We start from the raw sequence: 22800 nt of genomic DNA on the forward strand, positions 1-22800 counted from the left end.
AGCTGCCGTTCGCTAGGCTCGTGCGGAGCAGAGCCGAAATCTGGGGCTACCAACCGGTAGAGACCTGCACGCGCTTGGGTGAACGTTCGAATACAGTGCATTTTTAAGTCTACTTTCGGGTTCTGTAGGGCCGTTTCAGTTGATCATGCTCGTCCGCACAGATGATGTGTTGACTTGGTGGGTTTAACCGCCAGTCTACAAAGGGAGGTGGCGTCATCGATTCGGCGAATGGGGATATGGACCAAGCGAGCATCGCGGTTCGCATGGCGGCGAGAGGACTGGTCGAAACGCACCGTGCGTCCCTGACCAGCCGTGAGGTCTTATCTCAAGGTCCGGGAATGTCTTCCGCTCTGCGGCGCGGAATGGCTCTTGTCTCGGCAATGGCGCTGCGGGACTGTTTTCCTTCGGACATCGCTAGCCAAGTGAATGATTTCACGACACTCGCGACGCGACCCATCCGGGAATGGGGTCCGGTTTCATTCGCGCGATGCGAAGAACGTAATGCCATCCTTGTGGACGAGGGATACGGCACACCCACCGCCGACTGTATCGATCTGGCAGAGATACGAGACGAGGGGTCGATCGTAGAGGACGTTTTTCACGATAAGCTGAGAACTGCCCTGTCGAGAGTCGGAAAGAATGCGGACAGCCTTTACCGAGCGGTGCGCGAGAACATAATCCGGCGACCTTGCCGGACAAGAAGGGAAGTCCTGGCCTTCGCAAGCGAGAATCCCGAGCTTGCTTCGGAAATCCCGTCGTTCTTTTCTCCGCTGCCGGCTTCGGCACTCCATGGCAAGACATTGAGACTGTGCGCCCGTTGCAACGCTCCCCTTTTCGCCACTGCCGACCGCTCAACTTTTCCACTGGGGCGGTGTGCCGTCAGGGAATGCCGCATGTCGTGGCCTGACACTGCCGTGGGCGACGAGCACGACGTTCCTGTCCACGACGACTGGCGCATGGCGAACCCTGCCATCATGACTTTCTGGGTCGGTCCAGGCCTGCCGGAGATCGCCCTTTATGACGCACTCCGGAAAAAGAGGTCCGATGTCGTTCTTTATCCAATGTGCGATCTCGCCGACATCGGGATCGACGGAACGAAAATCGGGATCGATGTAAAGTCCTATTCGAGCGCTGCCGTTCTCGGGAAACGCTTCTCTGCGGGCATAGGCGGCTTACTTTCCTTCCGACGCCGGATCGTGGCCGTGCCGGATTTCTGGTTACAGTCCGACCGCGATTACCTGCGTACGGCTTCGGCCGTGTCCAAGAATAAGGACGGCATAGAGTTCAAGTCCGTTTCCCAGGTGGCGGAGGCGTTTTCGTGAGAGAGCGTCCCGAAGGCTACTCAAACGTCATTGCGGTCCAGTGGCTCTGTGCCGCGGTCGAACAGTTCATAGGAACCAACGATCTGGCGGATACGCCCGGATTTCTCTCCGGCTTTTCTTCGATAACAGACCATCCCTCGCTGTCGTCTTTCGTAAGGGCCGCTTTCTCGCTGCGCCAGCTCGGTGTGAGCTACACCTCCGAGAACGAGCTCCGCCAGGCTGTCTACGACTTCCTTACCTGGGAGGAAATGAGGCGGGAGGAAGATGATAACTATGTCGACCAGCCATACAACATCGACCCCCGCTCGAGACGCATCACCTTCGTGCGCAGGGCCGGAAACGATCCCAGGATCGAACAATGGGCACAAGCCCTTGAGAGAGGCGTTCCCATCCGATTTCATGGCATGTCGCCCGCAAGCGAGGGGAGGCCGATGGGCGTCGACCCACGCGAGGCAGGAGCGCGGCGCATTACCGTCGATCTCGCCGAAGCTGCGGAACACCTGCCGGAACGCCCGTACCACAACATTTCCGCGCGCGAACGCAGCCCCGTTTTGATACCGCTAGCCGATCTGCAGGCCATCGCAGAACGTTTCGACGCCATTGATGCCGCCGATGCCAACAGGACATCCAAAGCATGGTCGAGGCGTCTTCTGGATGCCAACGGGGCGGCAAAGGTGGAGGTTCTGACCCCTGCGGCCAACAGGTCACGACTGGAGCCAGCCGATACAATCACCCTTGACGGACTCAAACACATGATCGGCCTGCCCGGTACAGGCAAGACGACACTTGTTACTCTTATCATCGCCTGGCTCTACGAACGGAAACTCCGCACCGTCGTTCTGCTTCCGTCAATTGAAGTCAGCTTCAATCTCATGGCGGATTTATCCGGCTATGGTGTCGATGTCGGCCTGCTGATGGGCCAATCTCCCGACACCCGTCTCAACCATGCCCGCAAGCTGGCCGAACGCATCGGTTCCCTGGACAATGCCAGAGGTTTCGGCCGCACTGTTCCGTTCGCAGACCTCATGTCCGTGAATTGCGCGCTGGCCGGATTCGACGACAGGCACGACGACGAGCAGCCATTTCCGCATCTCGATCCACCTTGCACGCGCATTTCCCAGGCAAAACTGAAGGCCGACGGAGCGCCGCGAGATAAGGAGTCGACCTCATTTTGCCCGGTCTCCTCATGGTGCGGACGTATGAAGGCGGCACGGCAACTTGCCGAGCGCCATGTTTGGCTCGGCCATGTAATGTCGCTCGACACAAGGATGCCGCCGCATTTCGCTGAAGAGCACATCCGCCATATAGAAGCCGTTGCCCGGGCTTCGGATGTTGTTATTGCAGACGAGGTGGACGGTATCCAATCCGTCCTCGACGGCCGGGCCGTCGGCGAGATCACGATATCCGGGGCGAAGTCCTCATATGAAAACAGGCTACTCGACGATCTCCTGAAGCCGATCGCTCTTGGAGAGAATGACAGAACAGGAACGAATGTCGCCGATTACGCGTCCAAGGCGACCCGTTTCATCGACCTGAACAGGTTTCTGGTCCGGTTGCTGCAGAACGATCGCGCGGCATCAGGCAACCGATTCTTCGCCAGCTACGACGATGCCTTCGTCACAGGCAACAGGGTAGTCGCCGATCTTTTCGGAGACCCCGCCAAAAGCCACGGTACCGATGCGGAACGTTCAGCCGAGGATGAACGCGTCGGGGCAATCATGGCATTCTGGGATGCCTGCATAAGGCAGGTGCTGTTCAGGACGCTCGATACCGCCGACGGCGAAGAAAGGGATTTCGACATCCGGCGCACGGGAATCACCCTATCGAAATCGGATGAGGAGGTACAAGAGGCCTTCCGCAAGATCGCCGATTTCCTGCAGGATTGGCTGTCTTATCCCTCCAGCGTCCAAAAAGCCGATGCCATCGAGCAGGCGCGGGAAGCCATGATGGCATTCGTTTCTCCCAATCCCGAACTCGGCATGGCCAAATCCGCGGCCCTGTTCACGTTTCTGGTCAACATCTCCAGCGTGGTCATGCAATTCCTTTCCCTGCTGCCGGCACAGCATGTGATGGCGGCGGAAGGGGTCCACCGCTCCCCGATATTTGTTGACGGCATCAGCATGGATTTCGGTCGCCTCGTCCCGGATTCGATTATCGGACGGCTTGCCGGGGTTCGCTTCCTCTTCCAGCAGCGCAGGGGACGCAACAGCCTCCAGCTCCATTATGTAACATTCGAGGGAGCACCAAGAATGCTCCTCTACCGCTTGCACGAATTGCTGCGGCATGACGGCATAAAGCGGGGGCCGAATGTCCTGCTCACTAGTGCGACATCCTTCCTTGCAGACAGCCCCGCATTCCACGTGCCAGTCGGCCCGGATTATATCCTGCGTCGGGCGGACAGCGACACCGCATGGAAAGAGAACCGATACCTCCTGAAAACTGTTCCAGACCCGCAGAATCCAAAGAAGGCCCTCCGATTTTCCGGAGCGCCCTACGAAGACCGGGAACGCATCATGCGTGCGATGACCAATCACTTCGTCAGGGAAGGCGGCCTGTTGCAAAGCCTGCTCGCGGATTCGTTCGCCAAGGGCCGCAAAGTTGCATTCGTCGTCAACGGCTACGAACAGGTGCGGCTGGTCAAAGATCACGCGATGTCCGTTTCCGAACGCAACGGACGCAGGCTGATTGCCGTCGTCAATGCGGTCCCCGAAGGCAACATGGGCGATTATGTCACCGCCGCCCAGGTCGAACGGCTCGGTGAAAGAGATGATTGGGATGCCGTCGTCTTTCCGATGAAGGCACTCTCACGCGGCGTGAACATCGTTTTCGGCGGGCCGCTCTATGCCGGAACGGACCTGGCGGACAAGGCGGCCATCGGCACTGTCGCTTTCCTGACGAGGCCGCATCCGGCACAGGAGAGTTTCGACTTTGTCGCCGGGATGGTCGGCCGAAGCTCCATGGAGTTCGACCACGAAAGGTTCGGCCGGGACGTAGATCCGCGGGAACTGGCGGAACGGCTGCGAACCATCCGTCGCCAAACGATGACCGACGTTCGCAGACTTTTGCGCCACTCAGTCAGGTTCGGCACGCTGGGCAATCTCAATGAGGCTTTCGTCGCCGATGTCATGATTGACGTCATCCAGACGATCGGGCGGTCGATGCGCAACGGATGCAAGACACGCGTCTTGTTCGTGGATGCTGCCTGGGCACCGAACTCAACCCGGCCTGAAGGCCCGTCCGAAGACACAGCCGCCACGAGCTACCTCGTTGCGATGCAGCGCATTCTCGACCGCCTCGTGAACTCTAAGGATGCCGTGCACGCCGAAATATATGAAGCCCTCTACAGGCCATACCTCGAGCCGCTTTCCCAATGTCAGGGCCTGCTGGTCAAGGGAAATGACGGACAATAGGAAGCTGCATGTTTTATCTGTCGAAGCCCGAACAGAAGACCGAAAGTATCTCCGTCATGGGATTGTCCTTCCTTGGCGGCAAAATGCCCACCCAGGATTGCGTGAAGGTAAGCTGGCATTCCGACATGGCCCAGGCCTTCGCCGCTGTGGCCACGGCAGCCAGGAACACAGGAGACGCCGCAGGAAACCGCCTTCCTTATGCTACATTGAGAGCCTTGCTCTCCGCCGGGCTTCCGGATCCGATCTATGTGGACTCCGAACTGGGCGGGATCGGCTGGCACGACAGCGAGAAGGGTCCGCGGTCCTTTGCCGAATGCGTTGCGTCTGAAGAAGAATGCCTCAAGGCCGTTTCGAATGCAGTCCGCATGTGGGCGGCGAAAGTGCTGGCTCCGTGGGCGGAATCCCGAGGGCTTCCTGCCGACTTCGTCGAAGACATCACGCGTCTCGCCATAGAGGGATCTGCCGCAATCGCTTTCCGGAAAACGCTCGAGACCGAGGATGGCAAGGGCAAGGACTTCACGGATGTCCGGGACATCATCCATGCAGAAGCATTCCGACGCATTGCCGGGACGGAGCTGTTTCCGGGAAAGGGGCCTGTCCGTGTGTTGATTCGGTCTTCTTCCCGTGAAAACTCTATCTGTTTCGTGACCTTCCCCAGGGCGGCCGCCGCCGGATCGTGGTCCATGCAGGCCCGGCTTACCGTCGAAACGCTTCCCGGCAGGCCGCAACCTTTCGTCAGGCTCGATGTATCGCGCAAGCGTTGGACGCCGGATGTTCCTGCCAAATTCCTGCCCCGACAAAGGAAACTGACGGCGGCCGTCTTCGGCGAGGATGAAAGGCGGGCGGTTTCCTTCCATGTTCCGATCCTGAAAGGGGCCGTCAGCGAGCCTGAAGACCCGGCCTATGTGCTCGGCGCGCTCAAATCGGGCGTCGATACGGGCCTTGGCTTCGCACAGCTCGTGATGTCGGGGCCGCGGGACGGGGCATTCGTCGGCATCGCCTATTCCACGGCATACGAAACGACGCCTTCCGTGGCAACGGGGGCGACGGAGCTTGACTGCGTCGATTGCTTCGACCGAATCGCCGAGGCCATGAAAGGTGTTCTCGAGCCGCTTTCTGTCGAACCTGTCGACAAGGCGAAGCGCGTCAAGCGCCGCGACGAAGACATTCCGGCCATGAAAGCCGTGATGGTTCTCGAAGAGATCGCACGCTCGCTCGGATACAACGACATCGACGACAAGGCGATCGCGGAAACCTGGAAAATGCTTACCGACGGCGATCTGCCTCCGTCAGTGAAAGTCCCCGCCGATCTTGAAAGCCAAAGGGAACGCTTCGATGCGTTGCGGGAGGACAATTCGGCGAGGCTCCGTCAGGTGTTCGGCAGCAGTCTGCCTGTGCTGATCATCGTTTCCGCAAGCGCAACTGATGCCGAACATATCGGGATGGCCGTACGGACACTCTTCAACAGCCGTCTGCGCATCGAATACAGGCTGATGCCCGAAGGCGTGCACGGCCCCCGCAAGTCTCTCGCGGTTCCAGGCGGGAAAGCACGGAACAGGTATGAAAACCGGGTTTCCCTCTGGAAGCCGTTCGCACAGAAGCTGGCCGAGGAGTTCGGGCCGACTCGCGTCCTGGTCCACGCCCGCAAATTCGCCGACGATGGCGTGAACAAGATCGCGGGTCGCGTGGCGCTGGCCCGCTACGGCGACTGCAACGTCCAGTATCTCGACACCAAGGGCCCGAAAGTGGATGACTGGTTCTTCCGCATACAGGCTGCCGTACTCGACCTTATGTTCGGCCATTCCGCGCTTGTTTCCCCGGTCAGGGACAACGTCGCCGAAGCATTCCCGGATCCTGCGACCCGGCCGGAGACGATCACCGGGATTTCCATCGTTTCGCTGAACCGGACCCGCACCCGGCAGGCGTCATCCTTCTTCCTGTCGGTCTCCATCGATATCGAGAGCGGGAGCACGACAGCCAGGGCAGGGCGGCCCGTCAACGGCACCATAGACATCACCGATCCGCTTCCGTTCTTCGACCTGCTGAAGACAGTGGCTGGCTGGGATGAAGCCGACACCGGGAACGGTGAAACGGAAAAATCGGACTTCCAGACGTTCGTCGCCGAGATCGTGAGTTACGAATGTGACCGCGGCCACAGGCCTCTTGTCATGTTCGAAGGAGACCATGCCAGGAAACTCTGGCCAGCCCTTTCCAACAAGGGATGGGACGAACCGTGCAAGCTTGTCGGCACAGATTTCAATCCGTCCGAGTGGCCGGGAGCGCGGATCGTGCGCATCCAGGACCAGATCGAGCCAACCGTCATCACCCGCAAGGAGCAGACCTTCGCCATTCTCGACCCCGAAACTGGCGCGGAGACTGGAACGAAGACCCAGAACACACACACCCTGACCGAGCCTGGACGCCTCGTGCGCTTGGCCGGACCTGCAGATAACTACATCTCCACCGGGCATTTGGACGGAACCCAGAAACTGCCCAAGGGGCTGTCCGTCTACAGGCCGATCCCCCAGATGAAGGCAGCTGCGGCTGCGGACCTTCCGCCTGCGCTGGCTTTCATGAATGTCAAGATCGAAGGCGAGCGCGATCTCACCGGAGAGCCATACAAACTGCCGGGCACCATCGGCATTCTGGCTGTCCATTGCCTCGAAGGCGATGACCCGGACAGGATAGCGGCTCTGTGTCATGGACTGCGCTTCGGGTTCGGCCACACACGCTCGCCCGTCAAAATGCCCGCACCTCTTTTCCACGCCAAGAAAGTCGCCGAGTACATTCCTGCATACATCCTGACGGAAGAGGACGAACGCGAAGATTCGGCTGAAACCGTCGAACCCGCAGACCCGGAGGAGCCGGATGAGTCTGATGGACTTGCATCTCCCGAAGACGGGGACGGCACGGATGATGCTGGCAACACGCGGCCGGAACCGCAGGCATATTTGGGAGACCTGTCGTTCATGAACGGAACAAACGGACCGCACGGTGCTACCGTCATTCCGAAAGATTCCTTCTCGAAATCGAGAACGACGACGCTTCCTGCTGAAACCCGCGCCAACGCAAACGGTGACCCGAAAATCGAAGCCCTTCTGGAAATGATGTGGCTGGGGCCGTTGCCCTCCTGCATCACGGAAGACTGGATGGTGTTGCTTCTCACCGCCCATTCATCGGTCAAGCCGAGGCAGAAACTGTACGATCTGGCCATGAAGGTAGAGGTGCCGATGAAAGTCGTGCTGCCTGAGACCGACGTCAAGGACGACCGGTCTTTTGCTCGGTTCCTGATGGCCCTGCTCCAATTGGGGGATTCAATAGTTTTTGCCAAAACGGCGATCCCTCGCACCATCGACAAGAACAGGAGGAGATGGATTTTCAATCCGGTCTACGAGCAAATTGCCCGCAAAGGGAAGAACGGGGCCAAGTCAGAAACGGGGATTTCGATCGTAGATACGCTTTATGACTCCCCCATCCACACATTGAAGAAATTGCATGAGGGCGGAGACGGGTTGCTTGCCAGGCAGTTCATGACCGTCGAATCCATGTTCAGGCCGGAGAAGGCTGCCATTTATGCCGAGGCAGCCGGAAAGTTGAGGCAGGAGTTCGACATCGAATATGCCGACACCGAGGCCTTTTGCTACCGGATGGCGGCATTCCAAGAGCGCTTGATAGACTACCGGAACCTGAAATCGCTCCTGGCGGAGCAGGAGCAGAAGAAGGCGTCGCCTCGTATCGGCCGTCTGGGCATGGATGACTACCAGACAATAGCCGAAGAAGCCGAACCCGTACGCCCTTCCGCGCCTGAAGTGAACGCAGCCTGGTTGCGGGACAGGATGTCGCTCAGCGGTGCTTTCAGAAGCCATCTCCACAACCACCGCACTGAGATCAGGGAAGCGCTTGGCGATGTGAAGGCATGGCCTGAAGACAAGCCATCTAGTGAAGTGATTGCCGATTGTGTCGCGAAGCTCTTCTCGGTTCCCGAGCCGATCCTGGCGGCGATATCGAGGCGGGACAAGGAAAGCCTGTTCAGGCCGTTCTACCGCAAGATCGAGACGACCGTCCGGGCGATTGACGAAAGCCGCCCCGAGGAAAAGCGGCTGTCGCCCGCCAACTGGGAGGACGATGGCACCTCACCTGGAATCTTCGCACGCTTGTCTGAAGGCGGATACAGGCAGTTCGCCGACGAGTTCGCGAGAATCCGCGCGATCGAAAACCCGTCGCTTCCTCTCGAACGGGCAGTGAAAGCTGCCGGAGAGGAATTCAGGGAAGCTGCGGAATTTATCGAAGCGAGACGCAAGGCGTCGCTTTGGTTCTTCGCCAATGACGACCGTTCCGACAATCCGTTGTACGAAGCCTATCTCGATAGTTTCGAAAACGGAGAGGTCGCCGTCCCCGGTGAAGACGGCCAGTCAGGCACGACCGGGAACGCACCGGAAGTACGGAGCGGGCCGGAAGTACAGGCGGAAATCGAGATCGGGAACATAGCGTCGCAGGACGCCGGACAAGAAGCCGGAGCCGGGCAGGCAAGGGGGGCTGACATGGGCATCGAGGACATCTTCCGCGCTATTGTGGTGGAAGCAGAACACGGGGTTGAAAAGCTGAATAAACCCGATTGGGATAGCCTTTCAGCCTCTCTGTCGGTCATTTCCGTCCTTCTGGACAAGGCAAAGGCGGCTGTTGCCGCCTTGCCGCGTCAGGTGTCGAATGCCGCATTGCTCGCCCGGGTGCAGATTCTGGACAAGGAAGCCGCTGAAATTTGCGAGTTCCTCGGGTCTGAACATACAGCGCTCCTCTTGCCGGAGGAGGGCAATATCGAGCCGTCATCCGCTGAATTGGCTGAAATGTGCCTTGGTGAAGGGGAGGAGGCACTTAACGGCACGAAGCTCGCCGTAGCTGCTTACACAGAACTCGACGAGAAAATGTCGGCGGCCAAGCCAGCTGAAAAAATCCTACTCGCCCCCTCAATGAACGAGGAGGTCGGAAAAGCCGAGTCCGGCATCGGCTCTATCGCCATAGCGCTGGCAAACGCCCTGTCTTATCTGGCACCGGCCGCTTTGCCGTCCCCTGACGGTGGAGACTGCCCCGGGAAAGGAACGCTTCAATCGGACGAAGTCCGGGAACAGGAAAGAGAAACACCCGAGGCGGCAGGCAGTGACCGGGAAGCGGTTCCAGCCGCCGAACCTGTTGCGGCTGGAGCGACGGAAGCGGAAGACAATCCGGATGACGCGGACGATGTTTTCGCGGAAGTCATCCCGGAAGACGACATTCTTGACCCTGAAACAGCCGAACACGACGTCGTGCCAATGGCAGAACCTTTGCCGCAAGATGGCGGTTCCGTCGTGGCGGTTCCTGAAGCCGAGGTTGAAACTCCGCCAGCGGAAGACCTCGAAACCCTTAGGATAGACCAGTCCCTCGACAGGTTCATGGCTTCGGGAAGCTATTCGCTTGCCTACCATCTAGCACGGGCCTCCGAGGCCGAAGACCCGTCACGGCCGCTTGTCATCACTTCAAAGGAAGCGAAGCTTGCGGCAATCGCGGGCCACCTCAACCACACCGCCCTTCAGTCCAACCCCGTTCTCGTTTCGTCATGGGTCAGCGAGGCATTCAGTTCGGTCGAAGCAATCGGCCAGGACAGCAAGGAGGAACGCGCGTCGGCGCGGCTTCTTTCATTGATGCCGCTTGCGATCGAACTGGCTATCTTCTCGCCATCTTACGGGAGCGCCGAAATCCTGCGTTCCTTAAACTCGTTGCCTGGAGACCTCGGGAAAAATGTGAGTGAGGTTTTCAAGAACCTCGACTCCCTCAAGCACACGACGATCGTCCTGTCCCGGGCCATGCTCGCCAATGTCGCCGATGAAATGGATCTGACGAAAGCCCTGAGCGAAAGCCGGGCGCACCTATTCCAAAAAATCGAAGGCTTTCAGGCGCTGCGATTCAACTACCAGCCCGGAAACAAGATCAAGAACGAGCTGTCCCGCAGCGACAATCTCATCGGAAAACTGCGGACCCAGATCACCAAAGGCAGGGATGACGACACGACCCTGGCCGTCGTGAAAAACTTTGCCGAGAGCCTCAAGGACCGTTCGGCCATCATCGAACTGCTCGACGAAACGCATGCAATGCATCAGGACCGCTCGAAGGGGCTGGACGGTGTCGTGCGCAACCGCCTGGTTTCCTTCCTTGAGAATTTCCGGGATGCCGCCAACAACTATATCGACCTCAAATCCGAAATGCGGGAAACCAGCTCGGCGGAACGTCCGAAAGCCCGCGACCTGGCGAAAAAGATTTCGCGGTCCCTGAACAATATGACCGCGGCCGTGGAAGTAGCCTCTCAGGACGAAGGTCTGATCGGAACAGCCGCACGGCACGTCGCTCTGCGCCTGAAGAAACTGTCGGCCATCGTTTCGGGGGAGCAAGTTCCCTCCGCCAACAGCAACGAATACCTTCAGGCCTGCCACGCCGAGATCGCCCTCCTTCCCGAACTTGATTACGGACGCTCCTGGTTTCCAAGTCCGTATTCCGCCGCGGAGATGGTCGGCCTTCTTTGCAATGCAAAGCTCCCGTTGCTCCCTGAAAAGGGGCAGGAGCGGGACGAGGCGTTCGACAACATCGTCCGCCAACGCATGGACCGCGGCTCGTTCGTCGGCGCACGCATGCTTCTCGATGCCGACGATTTTCTCGAAATCAACCAGGAACTCGCTGAAAGCCTCGAAAAGGAAGTCGGAGCAAACATCCTCACCGCGAAGACATCCATGAAAGACGACATCGGCCAAGCTCGGAAGGTTGTCGAACGCGTCATGCGGTTCGGCTCGTTGCGGCAAGGCACCGATGCCGAACAGGCCGCCTCCCTCCTCGACCGTCTCGAAAAGATCGAAGCCGTAGACGTCCCCATTGCCCTTGAGCCGGGCGCTCGCATTGAAGAGGAAATTGACGGCATATTCGATGTCAGCGTGGCTCAGGACGAAATCGAAACGATCCGAGAAGGGGCCCAAGCACTTCTGGAGGAACCGCGCATCCGCCTCCAGAAAGACATTGACGAACTGTCATCCAATGGCATCGACCCCAAAATCTGCCAGAAGCTGCGGGCGCTTTGCGAAACTGACGACCTCCTGACAGCTGAAGAGCATATCCAGGAAGTCAGGAACGAAGGCCGCCTGCCGGAATCGCGCCGCCGCAACTGGAGGTTCGAGACCTTCCGGGATGAAGTGCTTCCCGCTCTGGAACACTACCGCGGCGACATCGCCAGCAACGTGTCCCACGCAATCATGAACGGAGATGCATTTGAAGGGATAGCCTACGACCAGCTTTCGGAAACCCGCCGGAAGGAATCTGTCGAGATCGTCACGGAATGGCGGGAGCTGTTCCGCAAGTTCCATGTCAAGGACTTCGCCCCCTTCGCGGCAAGTTTCCTCGAGAAATTCGGCATAAGGGCCGAGTTTAAGGACATAGCCAACATCCCTGTGCCTCCGATCGCCAAGGGAAAAATGTATGTCGGCGATTTCAAGCTCGACATCCCGACCGACACAGAAAGCCTGCTGTTACCTGATTTCGGCTCCCGAACCGAGGGCAATTACCGTGTGGCCGTCAGCCAAACCCTCCCTGCGGAAAGCACGTTGCAGAAACTGACGACGGGCAACGGCCTGATCCTGATGGTCAGCGACATCGTCACACCCGAAGAGCGCCGGAAGTTCCTGATGAGGAACCTGGCAGCCAACCGCCGCATATTGCTGATCGATTCAGCAACAATTTCCTACGCTGTCAGCGAACCGCAGATCAGGGCGCTGACGCTGATCGAACTGGCTCAGCCCTACAGCTTCGCCGAACCCTATGCCGACTGGGGGAGGAGTGCTGTCCCCCGTGAAATGTTCGTCGGACGCTCGCAGGACATTCGGGCGATCCTCCTCGATAGCGGCTCGAACATCGTCTATGGCGGCCGCCGCATGGGCAAGACCGCTCTCCTGAAACATATCGAGCTGGAGAACAACGACCCGAAAATGGGCAGACTTGTCGGCTTCGTCGATGCCCATCAGATCGGCAAGGGGCATCTGGCGACCAAGGTTATCTGGCAGGAGATCGCGAGGGCGCTGCCTGAGATTTTCCAGCTCAATACTCCAATCGACGCAACACGGGTAACCCAGGTGATCAAGAGGTGGCTGGCCGATGACAACCGCCGCCGGATTTACCTGCTGCTGGACGAGTGCGACCAGTTCATCGTCAGCGATGCTGCGAACGGCTATGCCGAGTTCCTGGCGCTCCAGCAATTGATGACCGACACCAACAGGCGCTTCAAATTCGTGCTGGCAGGACTGTCGAACGTCACCCGTCTCGTTCAGACGGGCAATCCGCCACTCAAGCAGATTTCTGCCGACCCGAGACGCATCGGCAGCCTCACTGGCGAAGAACGCACGGCGGCCGAGGACCTCGTGCTTCGCCCCTTCGCAGCTCTTGGCCTCGAACTGGAAAGGCAGGACATCTGGAGGATACTGTCTCATTCCAACTACTATCCTGTCCTGATCCAAACCTATGCGAAGCATCTGTTGAAGAAGGTGCTCTACATCACACAGTCCACACAAAAGCCCATCCGCAAGATACCGTCGGAGCAGATCGCAAGTGTGCTGGACGACCAGACGACCAAATCGGAGATCAAGACGATCTTCGACATGACGCTCGGCATCGACCTGCGGTACAAGCTGATCGCCTACGTCGTGGCGAGCCTCGTCTTCGAGGCGGAGGCAGAAGGCCGGATGGACGACGGGTTCACGACCCGTGAAATTCGCGAACACTCGATCGGCTTCTGGGAAGCCGGCTTCAAGGACAAGAACCGGTTCTCCCTCTTCGACGACCTGCTCGACGAAATGGAAGGGTTGGGCATTGTCCGACGGATCGGGACCGACAGATGGACACTCCGCTCGACCGCAGTCGTCCGCCTCCTCGGCACCCGCGACGAGATCGACACTGTTCTGCTCGATTTCACGGAGATGGAAGCCCCTGTCGGTTTCGATCCGAAATCGCACAGGAGGGAGATCAAAGCTGCAAAACACGTCCTGCAGAAGCGGTCCGTGTCGCCGCTCACATTGAGCCAGGAACGCGACATCCTGCTTTCCAGCTCAAGGGCGAGCGTCATTCTCGGCAACAAGCTCGCGGATTACGACATCGTCCCCGCCGTGCTGAAGACGGTTCCTGACTCCTTCTCGGACGGCGACAATTACGACGTAAGAATCCTATCCGTGAACACCGTGGCCGAAATGGCGAACACCCTTCGCGACCAGCGCGTAGTTCAGGGCAAAAAGGCCATCGCCGTCATCAAGCCATCGGCACCGTGGACCGCCGAATGGGTCAAATCGGCGATTAACGCGAAACCCGTGACCAAGGGGGATGTCAGGGTGATATTCGTCGGCGGCCCGCAACACGCTGCCTCAGTTGCCGCCGATGGCCAACTGGCCGGGCTGACATCCCATATCGAGATCATGGTCCTTGAACCATGGTCGACGGCATTCTTCACCGAGATGGTCGACAAGGAACACCCCGGTCCCTCGATCCAGCATTACGAGGACCTGCTTGCCCAATATGGCGGCTGGAATGAGCCGATGTCGCAATATGTCGGCTACGCGCAAAGGGTCAAACCGAAGCAGATGCCAGACGCCGTCGATGCAGCGGCGACCGGGCTGACGGGGGATTACGGAAAGGTGCTCGGAAAAGTTCTCGAATTGATCGGGCCGACCGCCTTCAGCATCAACGACGTCGAGGCGTTCCTCGACCTCAACGACGATCTCAGGGCCCCTGGCATGACCGGAGAGGCGCTCGTTCAATACGGCACGCTGATGGGCTTGATGGCCGTTGCGCCTGCCAAACCCGGGGTCGAACGCCAGAAAAGCTCCTACCTGCCGACGCCCCTGACGGCAGGACTTCTCGGCATGACGCTGCTGGCCGCAGAATGATCGACAAGGCTTTATTCTGGTCCCTTCCGGGCCCCTCCGGTTTCATCGAAGACATCGCCGAAGCCGTCACGAAACATGGTATCGTCGCCATCCAGGCACCTCTCTACCGTGCGCCGGGCCTCTCCGAAGCTGTCATCGAGAGGCTGGAAAACGACGGCTACGTACCCGTCTTCACGGTCCCGAGCAAAGCTGGCGGGCCGATCATTCATCGGCTGGCCATTGCTGCGGGTGAAATGCGCATGTCGATGCGCACCGCCGGGTCTTTGATCGACAAACCCGAGTTCAGAGGTGCCGGATTCTTCATCGAAGATATCGATAACGACGAATGGGACAGCTGGAGCATCTTCTTCAGGTCATATTCCGCGGAATGGCGCAGGCGCTCCAATGAGGCCCTGAAGCCTGTTCTGGCAGCGCTCGTTCCTCCCGATGTCCCGAAGGCCGACCTTGACCGACTCTTCCCTGGCGCATTTGTCCAATGGAACGGCCGCGTTTCTTCTTTTGACATGAGAACCTACATCTCCAGACGGACGGGCAGATTCGCGGCCCTGCCGCTTCTGGATAAGGTGGCGATCGAGGTCGCTATACGGCTTTCCGGCTACGATCCGAGACTAGCAGAATATCTGGTCACCCTCGACCCCGTCTCGGCAATCGATCCATGGGAAACGCTGAAGAAGGCATATGGTGGGAATGCCGACGTCAGGCCGTGCTGGGGCAACGGACTGGTCGATACGATTGACGGAGATGTCTTCGTTCACACTGCGAGCCTGATCGCGGCAGACGACAGGAAGGCCTTCGACATCCGGCGCTGGCGCGCGGTCAGCGGCCCCGTGCTCGACTTCAACGCCACCGTGTGCAGGCACTTTGCCGACACCTATGCGAGCTCCATCGATGCCAAGCTGCCGTGGCGCGTCGCGTTGCCGTTCGGCGAGAAGATGATCACCAATCGATATGACATGGAAAACAAATATTTGCGGGATTGTCTCGGCGATACCCTCGAATACCGGGAAATCACGTTTCTCAGGCAAACAGCAAAAGCGCGCAATGACATCGCCCATAATGAAATCCCGGCAGGCACGTTGCTGAACACTCTCTCGGCGACGTGGAAAACCTACGCCATCAGCAGCAGGAAGGAGACGGTCGGCTGGGATTGGCCGAGATGTGGCCAGAAACTCATCATGATGGTCGGGCCAAGCGGTGCTGGCAAAAGCACTTATGCGAAAACGAACTATCCACCAGATGAGATCGTATCGGCCGACTCGGTCAGGGAAGAGCTTTTCGGCACCTCTGTGGTCGCCGGACCTCAAGCGAAGACATTCGAAGTCGTCACGCAGCGACTGGTCGCCAAACTGTCACGAGGAGAAAGCGCGGTCCTGGATGCGACCAATATCAAAAAGCGCGACCGCCTGAAAATCGTGGACCTGATACCGGAAGACATGAAAGTCGAATATGTCGTCCTCGACCGGGACATGGACGACAAGAGGCGGGACGGAGGCTGGCGCAACGGAAGGAATGGTCTTTTGGAGGGCCATGCTGACATCTTCGCTGCCGAAATCAATGACATTCTTGCCGGAGATCAACGCCCCAACATTCTGGTGACTGATAAGCGGTTAATCGATTACTTCGAAGTAGATTCCGCATGATATTTCCGGGTCGCGTATGCGCGTCCGCTGCAGAAATGGGACAGGCGTAAGCAGAGGTTCCAGAAACAACTAGCTTTTGGCCGTGATGGCTTACCGGATAACCTGTAGCGGCCGTCGAAACGCTCAGGACCAAATCGCCACTACACGCATTCAATGCTCTGATTGGGTTCTGTCTCTAATCGTCTAATGTCGGCTTCTAGGAACGGGCGCAGTTGGTCTGAGTGTCTGATATGCGGCGCGAAGCGGTCGTCCAGAGATCGGCCTACAGAAGTCGATTTGGGGCAAGCATGCCCGCTCAGCCGATGTTTCAGCTTACAGGCGCTGATCGATCGTTGAAGGCCAGTTCGGGTCATGAATGACCTCCCCGAAACAAGCCTTTGCCTCGAGAGTGAAATTATGGCTGATGCATGGGTAGATGCGGTTCAAGAACCGTGCAGTGTGCTCCCCCGCCCGCTCCCCAGCTCCAACAGCAAAAAGGCCCGGATACCCGGGCCGTTTAAGCTTTTCAAATCTAAAGAAGATTTGGAGCGGGTGAAGCGATTCGAACGCTCGACCCCAACCTTGGCAAGGTCCGGCTGGGGCGGCCTAGAAATATGAACTCATTCCGCGCGGAGACAATTTGCCTTGACATTGTTGTTCCTCTTTTGTTCACTGTCAGCATGGAGCGTTGGGAGTAATCGCCATGAACCACATTGTGACGCTGGACACCCGCCATGAAGCCGCCCTTCAGGCAATCGCCGATAAGTTCATTGCTCTCCAAGGGTGATGCGGTGAAGGCGCGCAAGGAAATGATCGTTCTCAACGGCCACCTTCAGGAGCGCCTCGACGCCTTGTCGGCACCGCGCCGGGCGACGGTAGGAGGCTCCAAAATGAGCATCATGCATCTGGACCCCGAGGCCAAGGCGGAACTGCACTCCGAAGCGGAGAGACTCATCGCTCGCTACGAAAGCCCGCTTGAGGCGGTGAAGGCCCTCATGGCCTACAACTGTGAGCTTGAGACCCAGATAGTCGCTCTCGCGCACCGGCATACGGGGCTGGTGCACGTCAGCTATGACGTTACGCCGGCAGTCTTGGGATGACAGCCGTGGGCGCTAACGCTTTGACGCGCTATCTTCTATCGAGACGTCGACCGATTGGATGGCAAGCGATCGCACTAAATCACCCATAATTTCATTCGTTCTGGCTTCCGCTATACCCATTGCCGTTCCCATCGTTGCTAAGAGCGCCAATTCCTTTTCAGCTACCTGTCCATCAGCCGCGACCACCCTGAAAGAGCAACGCAGTATTAGTTCCTTAACATTCGTATCAAAATCTTTAGCTCGTGTGGCTAGGTAATCGACAATATCTTTCTTTTCATTGGCAACTTCACTACAAATATCTTTGATCATATAATAGGGAACATCGCTGCCGCAAGTTTTCCAGATCATATCATGGATCAGCGCCAATTCCTTTTCCCCAATTGATCCATCAGCTTTTGCAGTTGCAACCATGGCTCGAACGAGGACGCGCAATTGAGGGGAGGCCGTTGGCAATATTGGGTCAGCTAGAATTTGGCCTAAGTACGCAAAATACTGGAAAAGGCCGACAGCAAACTGAATAACACCTCCGATTATTGCTCCTGATGTAACAACGTAAACCCCGAAGGGGGCAACTTCGTACGATAAAAAAGTAACAACAGACCCGCCAAGAAACCAAAGAAGGCCCAAGCCAATATTCTTCGCACCTGGAGTTTCCATCTCTTTTCTCGAAGCGGCGATTCAACCGCTGACAAAGCATCAGAGAATTTTCAGTAGCACCTCGTTATTTCCATTCTTAAACACTTCGCGTTGTTTCAACTGCTTCTATTCTGACGACATCTCATCTAACGACACATCTCATCTAAGTTTTTTGAAACGCCTCGTGACTTCACCACGGCCTGCTTAGCTTCTTCAAACATTCGCTCAACGTCTGAAGGGATAAGATCAGGACTACCCAGCATTTCACCGTACATCGCCAGTAGCGGCGAGTCGAGATGAATGTCGGCCGTATGTACGAATCGAAATACCATTGGGTCTCCGGCGACGAACATAAGCGGTGTTGGCCACGACTCGATAGGCGAATTTTATCGCAGACTTGGTTGACTATCGGGACATCAAAGTGGCTGGCGACAGCGGCTCCGGTGCGCCGCGGCTGGGCAACGCCGACGACGTCGATGAGGCCAGTGTGGAACGGCTGCTTCCTAAGCCACATCATTCCGCAAGTTGACGGGGCGTTTTCGGCCCCAATGGCCGCCGGGCGGCAAACGCCGCGAATCGGCGGTAGGAAGTGACTTTGACGTTGCCTGGAAACGGACGTTGGCCGCTCCCTGTTTGGAGATGCACTGACCTGAGATTAAGACGCGGCGGGCGCTTTGTCTGCTGCGCCCAGCACTACTGAACTGTAGGTCGCCGCGCCGCTCGCGATCTGTTTTGCTTTTGCTTGCCGGAGAACACTACGTGCCTGCAGTTTGGATACTGGCTGCAGCCGACGAACGAGCGCCCGGTCTTCGTTTTCCTTTGGACCAACTGACCAACTCGGCAGGCCGGGCATTGCTGTAGCGCTTGGCCGTCGATGGTCTCGAAGCGAATCTCCTCACCCGCGACCTCGCAGAGCTCTTGGATGTAGCGCGAGGGTCGGGCACTGTCGGCCAGCATGAAGACGCCGCGGCTAGCCCGGGTCAAGGCGACGTAGAACAGGCGTCGTTCCTCTGCGTACGCGAAGGTCTCGGGATTCGGAATCACTAGGTTCAGCAGCTCGTCGTCTTCGACACGGCTCGGAACACCATAGTCGCCCTCGCTGATGTCGAGCAGGATAGTGTAGTCCGCTTCGAGGCCCTTCGAGCGGTGGAAGGAAAGCGCCGAAACCTCGATATGCGCGAATGCCGGCATACGGCCGGCGAACGGATCGAGATGGTTGTAGCGCCAGAGAACGAGTACTCTAAGCTTCTGCCTTGCCGTGCCGCGCCACTGCTCCGCGATGCTTCCCAGGAACACATCCAGCCGGGATAACAGCCGCAGGCAGGCTGCGCCAAAGTCCGGCCTCTCCTTTGCGCCCTCGATCGGGATGACGCGGATCGATTTGGGTATAGCGGGCCGTATAGACCGCACAGACTTCCTGAGCTGGTCTGGGTTCCGTTGAACGAAACCCGCCGCCGTCTCCGCGATCAGCTGGTTGCAGCGGTAAGTTTGCTCGAGCCGGCCTTGCCAACTTGTCCCGAAGTTCGCGTCGAACCTTGTGAAGAGGGTCACATCCGAGCCGGCAAAACGGTAGATAGACTGCCAGTCGTCGCCCACGGCGAAGAGTTTGGAGAACGGCTTCTGGTCTCGCAGCGACTTAATGAGTTTACCCCTGGGTCCAGATATGTCCTGGAATTCGTCCACGAGGATCAGCGAGTACGGACTGGTGTATCGTTTCGTCTCAACCAGCTGCGTCGCGTCGGCGATCATGGAATCGAAATCGATCCGTCCGGCATCCACGAGCTTTTCGGAATAGGCCTGGGCGATCCTGTAAACGACGCGCGAAAATATCCGCGCGCGTTCCTTATCGTGGAGCGACTGCGCACGCTGTAGCAGCATATCGAGGGTTAGATGACTCGCCCGGATGTGCTTGATGCAGGTGCCTATGACCTGGTGGTAGTGCTTGACCACCACTGGCTCCAGCGCCTTCGCAATATCGCTATACTGCTTCGCCACGAGCTGTATCCCGCGCCGCTCTAGTTCCTCGCGCATGACCTCGGAAATCGTGCCGTCCGCGGCCTGGAACGATCGCGTCTCGAAGAAATCGATCTGCCCGACCTGATAGTCCCGCCGCTTTGCTTCGGCGTGGTCGACATAGTCCTTGAATGGTGAGACGCCGTTTGCGTCGAGCGCGAAATGCTCGTGCACGGTACCGGTCGCCGAATAGTAAAAGTCGGGATGAATATGGCGGACGGCGCCTTCCGCATCCTGCACCTCGACCTGTCGTTCGTATTCGAACGCGACCGAGTTCAACCAAAGCCAGTTCGCGATCGACTGTTCCTGCAACGATTTGACGTAAATTCCGGCCAGCGAGCCGATCGTCGCCTTACCCCTGGTCCGCCGCTCCGTAATGTATCGTTGGTAGTCAACCTCACTGTCGAACGTTTCCCGGGGGATATCGGCCTTCGGATGCACGACCAGGAGATCAACCCAAAGCCGCGTAAACTCCCTGTCGGAACTGGCTAGTTCAACGATGATCTCCTCAATCGCCTTGGCTTCCCCTGCGGGATGTTCGACCCAGTTGGCAAGCTGGGGCGGCCGCCCGTCGACCTCCTGGATGATGCCGCGGCCTAACGCGTGGAAGGTTGTCACGCGACATTCAAGTTTGTCGGGTTCGACCTTCAACTGCCTGGCGATGCGCTCCCTGAGCTCGTCCGCCGCGCTCTTGTTGAAGGCCAAGACCAGCATTTCGTCAGGGCGTGCCAACTTCTTTTCGAGCACATATGCGACTTTGCCCACCATAGTGGCGGACTTGCCCGATCCCGCCGATGCGATGAGCAAGTTATTGTCCTCGAGACGAATACAAGCCTCGCGCTGCTGCCCTGACAGCGACCGACCGTCCAGGTTGTCGAAGAACGCCGCAAAAGCGGCCAGTTCGGAGGCGATGAACCGCTCGTTGTAGCGATGGCGCACGTTCGGATCGGTGAGGAAGGCGTAGGAGGCCGGCAAAACGGCCTCGAGCGTCTGTGCCATCTGCCCTGGATCGAACATGGGGTGCGAGAGGGCCGTTGCCACCTTTCCCGGCACGCCGGCTATTGCGTTGCCGAGGTCCGAGTACGCCAAGTATCGGCGGTTGTCCGTCACGACCGCGCCGAGTCTCGCGTCGATCTCGCGCAGTCGGTCAGTTTCGGAACGGATCACTTCGCTCAGATATTCGTTGACGAACGCCGTGATGTCGGCCGCGAGTTCGTCTGCGGCGCTCCCGCTGAGGCCCGATAACCGATCAAGCCTGGTCCTCGAGCAGATTTCAACGGCGTGCCACAGGAGGCCTTTGGCGGTTTGGACAGATACGACGTCCAAGCATTCCAGCTCGGTCTCGCTGCCAGATACCAGGGTGATACCGGCTGCCGAATTCCGACCGGGTGTCAGTTTCCAGTTCTCGCCGGAGAACAGTCGGGCGAACAGTCCGGGACGGTATGTGCGGGCGCGCTTTAGCATTGAAAAGTTATATCGCGGCTAGGCCTTAGGCTTCCCTAACAGCGGTGGCGATTGCCGTCGAGACTAGGCCCGTTTGCTGGGGTCCCGCCCGTCACGCAGTCCTGTTGCCTATTGGGACCGTCGTGGGCCTATCTGGCACTCAGCGTCAACTACACAATTTCCATCGGGTCCCCCGATGCGAGGGCGCAGTGGATTTGGATATCTGCCGAGGTCCACTAGGCGTCATGAACTGTATCCTGCAAACAGCCACGGAGACGCAGGACAGCAACGCGCCACATCTCGGTCGTCACGGCTGCGTTCGCCGATCTTGAAGCGCGGACTGTGCATCGGTACTATTCTTCTTCAATTGAGAATTTGCCGTTGGCGAGGAGACTATTCCGTCGGCGCTGCCGAGCGGACATTTCTTGCGTTTCAGAATTTTTCTGATGGGTTCGATCTAGAAGGCAAAGAAAGGACCACTATTGGTCCGATTATGTATAGGGCGCAGAACCATACAAGCTGCGCGGTTTTGCTTTCGAAAAGACGCTCTCCAAGTACGATCCAGATCGGGAGTACTGTGATACCTATGGCGCAACCGACAAACACAGCCAATGCGTCTCGGATCGGCGTCTCAGTGCCAACGAGACGACCTAAGGGCTTCAAGGATAGATAAGTTGGATGCCCGTTAGTTTGTTGGCTGTGGTCAGGATCATCTTTGTGTTCCATTGTCCCGCCTTTCTTCCTCGACGTTCTTTTGTATCCCAAGCTTACTCGGCTTGCGAGGCCCGATAGATCGGTCCGTAAATAGGCCGTCGCTGGGTGGAGTACGTGGGCTCACATCATCGAGCCGGATTTCAACCGCTCAGCAGACATGCACCCAGTCCAGTTATCTGGTGGCACAGCGCATTGCTTTGGCTGTCCAAGAACCCGGCTCTCGCCACCTTGAAATGTCAGCTCTATGAAGTCTTCTGCCCAAAGCTGCCAGTCGGCTGCCGGCGCCACTATGCTCTCGAGCAGCAATGCGCCTCGATCTCAGCCGTAGAGATCGGCTTCGTAGCTTCCTGAAAGCGACCTTGCCGGCGATCACGCTGGAGGTCGTAGTTGCGCCATTTCCAGACATTCCCGACGCTTTTCGGGAACGGACCTTCGCTTATCGTCCGAAACCGACCCGTTGACGACCTTGGGCGTTGCAGACTTGAACTTCCAAATCGAGGTCGGGAACCTGACCTTCAGCGCAACAGCATTCGGGAGTGCGCTCGCGTAAGGTAATTCACCACATTTGGCGGCACCCGCAGATGCTTTTTCGTGTTATGATG

7 protein-coding genes are annotated in these 22800 nt (G+C 58.1%); 5 read left to right on the forward strand and 2 right to left on the reverse strand.

Annotation, left to right across the window (positions count from 1 at the left end):
- The first annotated feature begins 236 nt into the window (after positions 1–236).
- The 5 genes from AC0L28_RS31360 to AC0L28_RS31380 all read left to right on the forward strand — a co-directional run bounded on the left by AC0L28_RS31360 (position 237) and on the right by AC0L28_RS31380 (position 17392).
- Positions 237–1322 (forward strand): restriction endonuclease-related protein, encoded by a 1086-nt coding sequence (locus AC0L28_RS31360; RefSeq protein ID WP_473482249.1) that lies wholly within the window; start codon positions 237–239, stop codon positions 1320–1322.
- On the forward strand, positions 1319–4732 hold the full coding sequence (locus AC0L28_RS31365) for a pPIWI_RE_Z domain-containing protein (protein WP_473482251.1): 3414 nt from the start codon (positions 1319–1321) through the stop codon (positions 4730–4732). Before AC0L28_RS31360 ends, AC0L28_RS31365 begins: the two co-directional genes overlap by 4 nt.
- Before the next feature lie 8 nt (positions 4733–4740).
- Positions 4741–14673 (forward strand): RNaseH domain-containing protein, encoded by a 9933-nt coding sequence (locus AC0L28_RS31370; RefSeq protein ID WP_473482253.1) that lies wholly within the window; start codon positions 4741–4743, stop codon positions 14671–14673.
- The gene (locus tag AC0L28_RS31375; RefSeq protein WP_473482254.1) at positions 14670–16313 is read left to right on the forward strand and encodes an AAA family ATPase; all 1644 of its coding nucleotides are present in this window, start codon (positions 14670–14672) and stop codon (positions 16311–16313) included. Before AC0L28_RS31370 ends, AC0L28_RS31375 begins: the two co-directional genes overlap by 4 nt.
- 713 nt (positions 16314–17026) lie before the next feature.
- The gene (locus AC0L28_RS31380; protein ID WP_473482256.1) at positions 17027–17392 is read left to right on the forward strand and encodes a hypothetical protein; all 366 of its coding nucleotides are present in this window, start codon (positions 17027–17029) and stop codon (positions 17390–17392) included.
- Between the two features lie 12 nt (positions 17393–17404).
- Here the strand turns inward: AC0L28_RS31380 and AC0L28_RS31385 are convergent, their stop codons facing one another.
- Together AC0L28_RS31385 and AC0L28_RS31390 are read right to left on the reverse strand one after the other, a co-directional pair.
- Positions 17405–18049: a tellurite resistance TerB family protein gene (locus AC0L28_RS31385; protein ID WP_473482257.1), complete on the reverse strand. Its 645-nt coding sequence runs from the start codon at positions 18047–18049 to the stop codon at positions 17405–17407.
- Positions 18050–18721: 672 nt separating this feature from the next.
- A complete protein-coding gene (locus AC0L28_RS31390) occupies positions 18722–21505 on the reverse strand; it encodes a UvrD-helicase domain-containing protein (protein WP_473482259.1) in 2784 nt (927 codons plus the stop codon).
- Positions 21506–22800: the final 1295 nt, after the last annotated feature.

The sequence above is a fragment of the Mesorhizobium sp. WSM4847 genome (assembly GCF_055811335.1).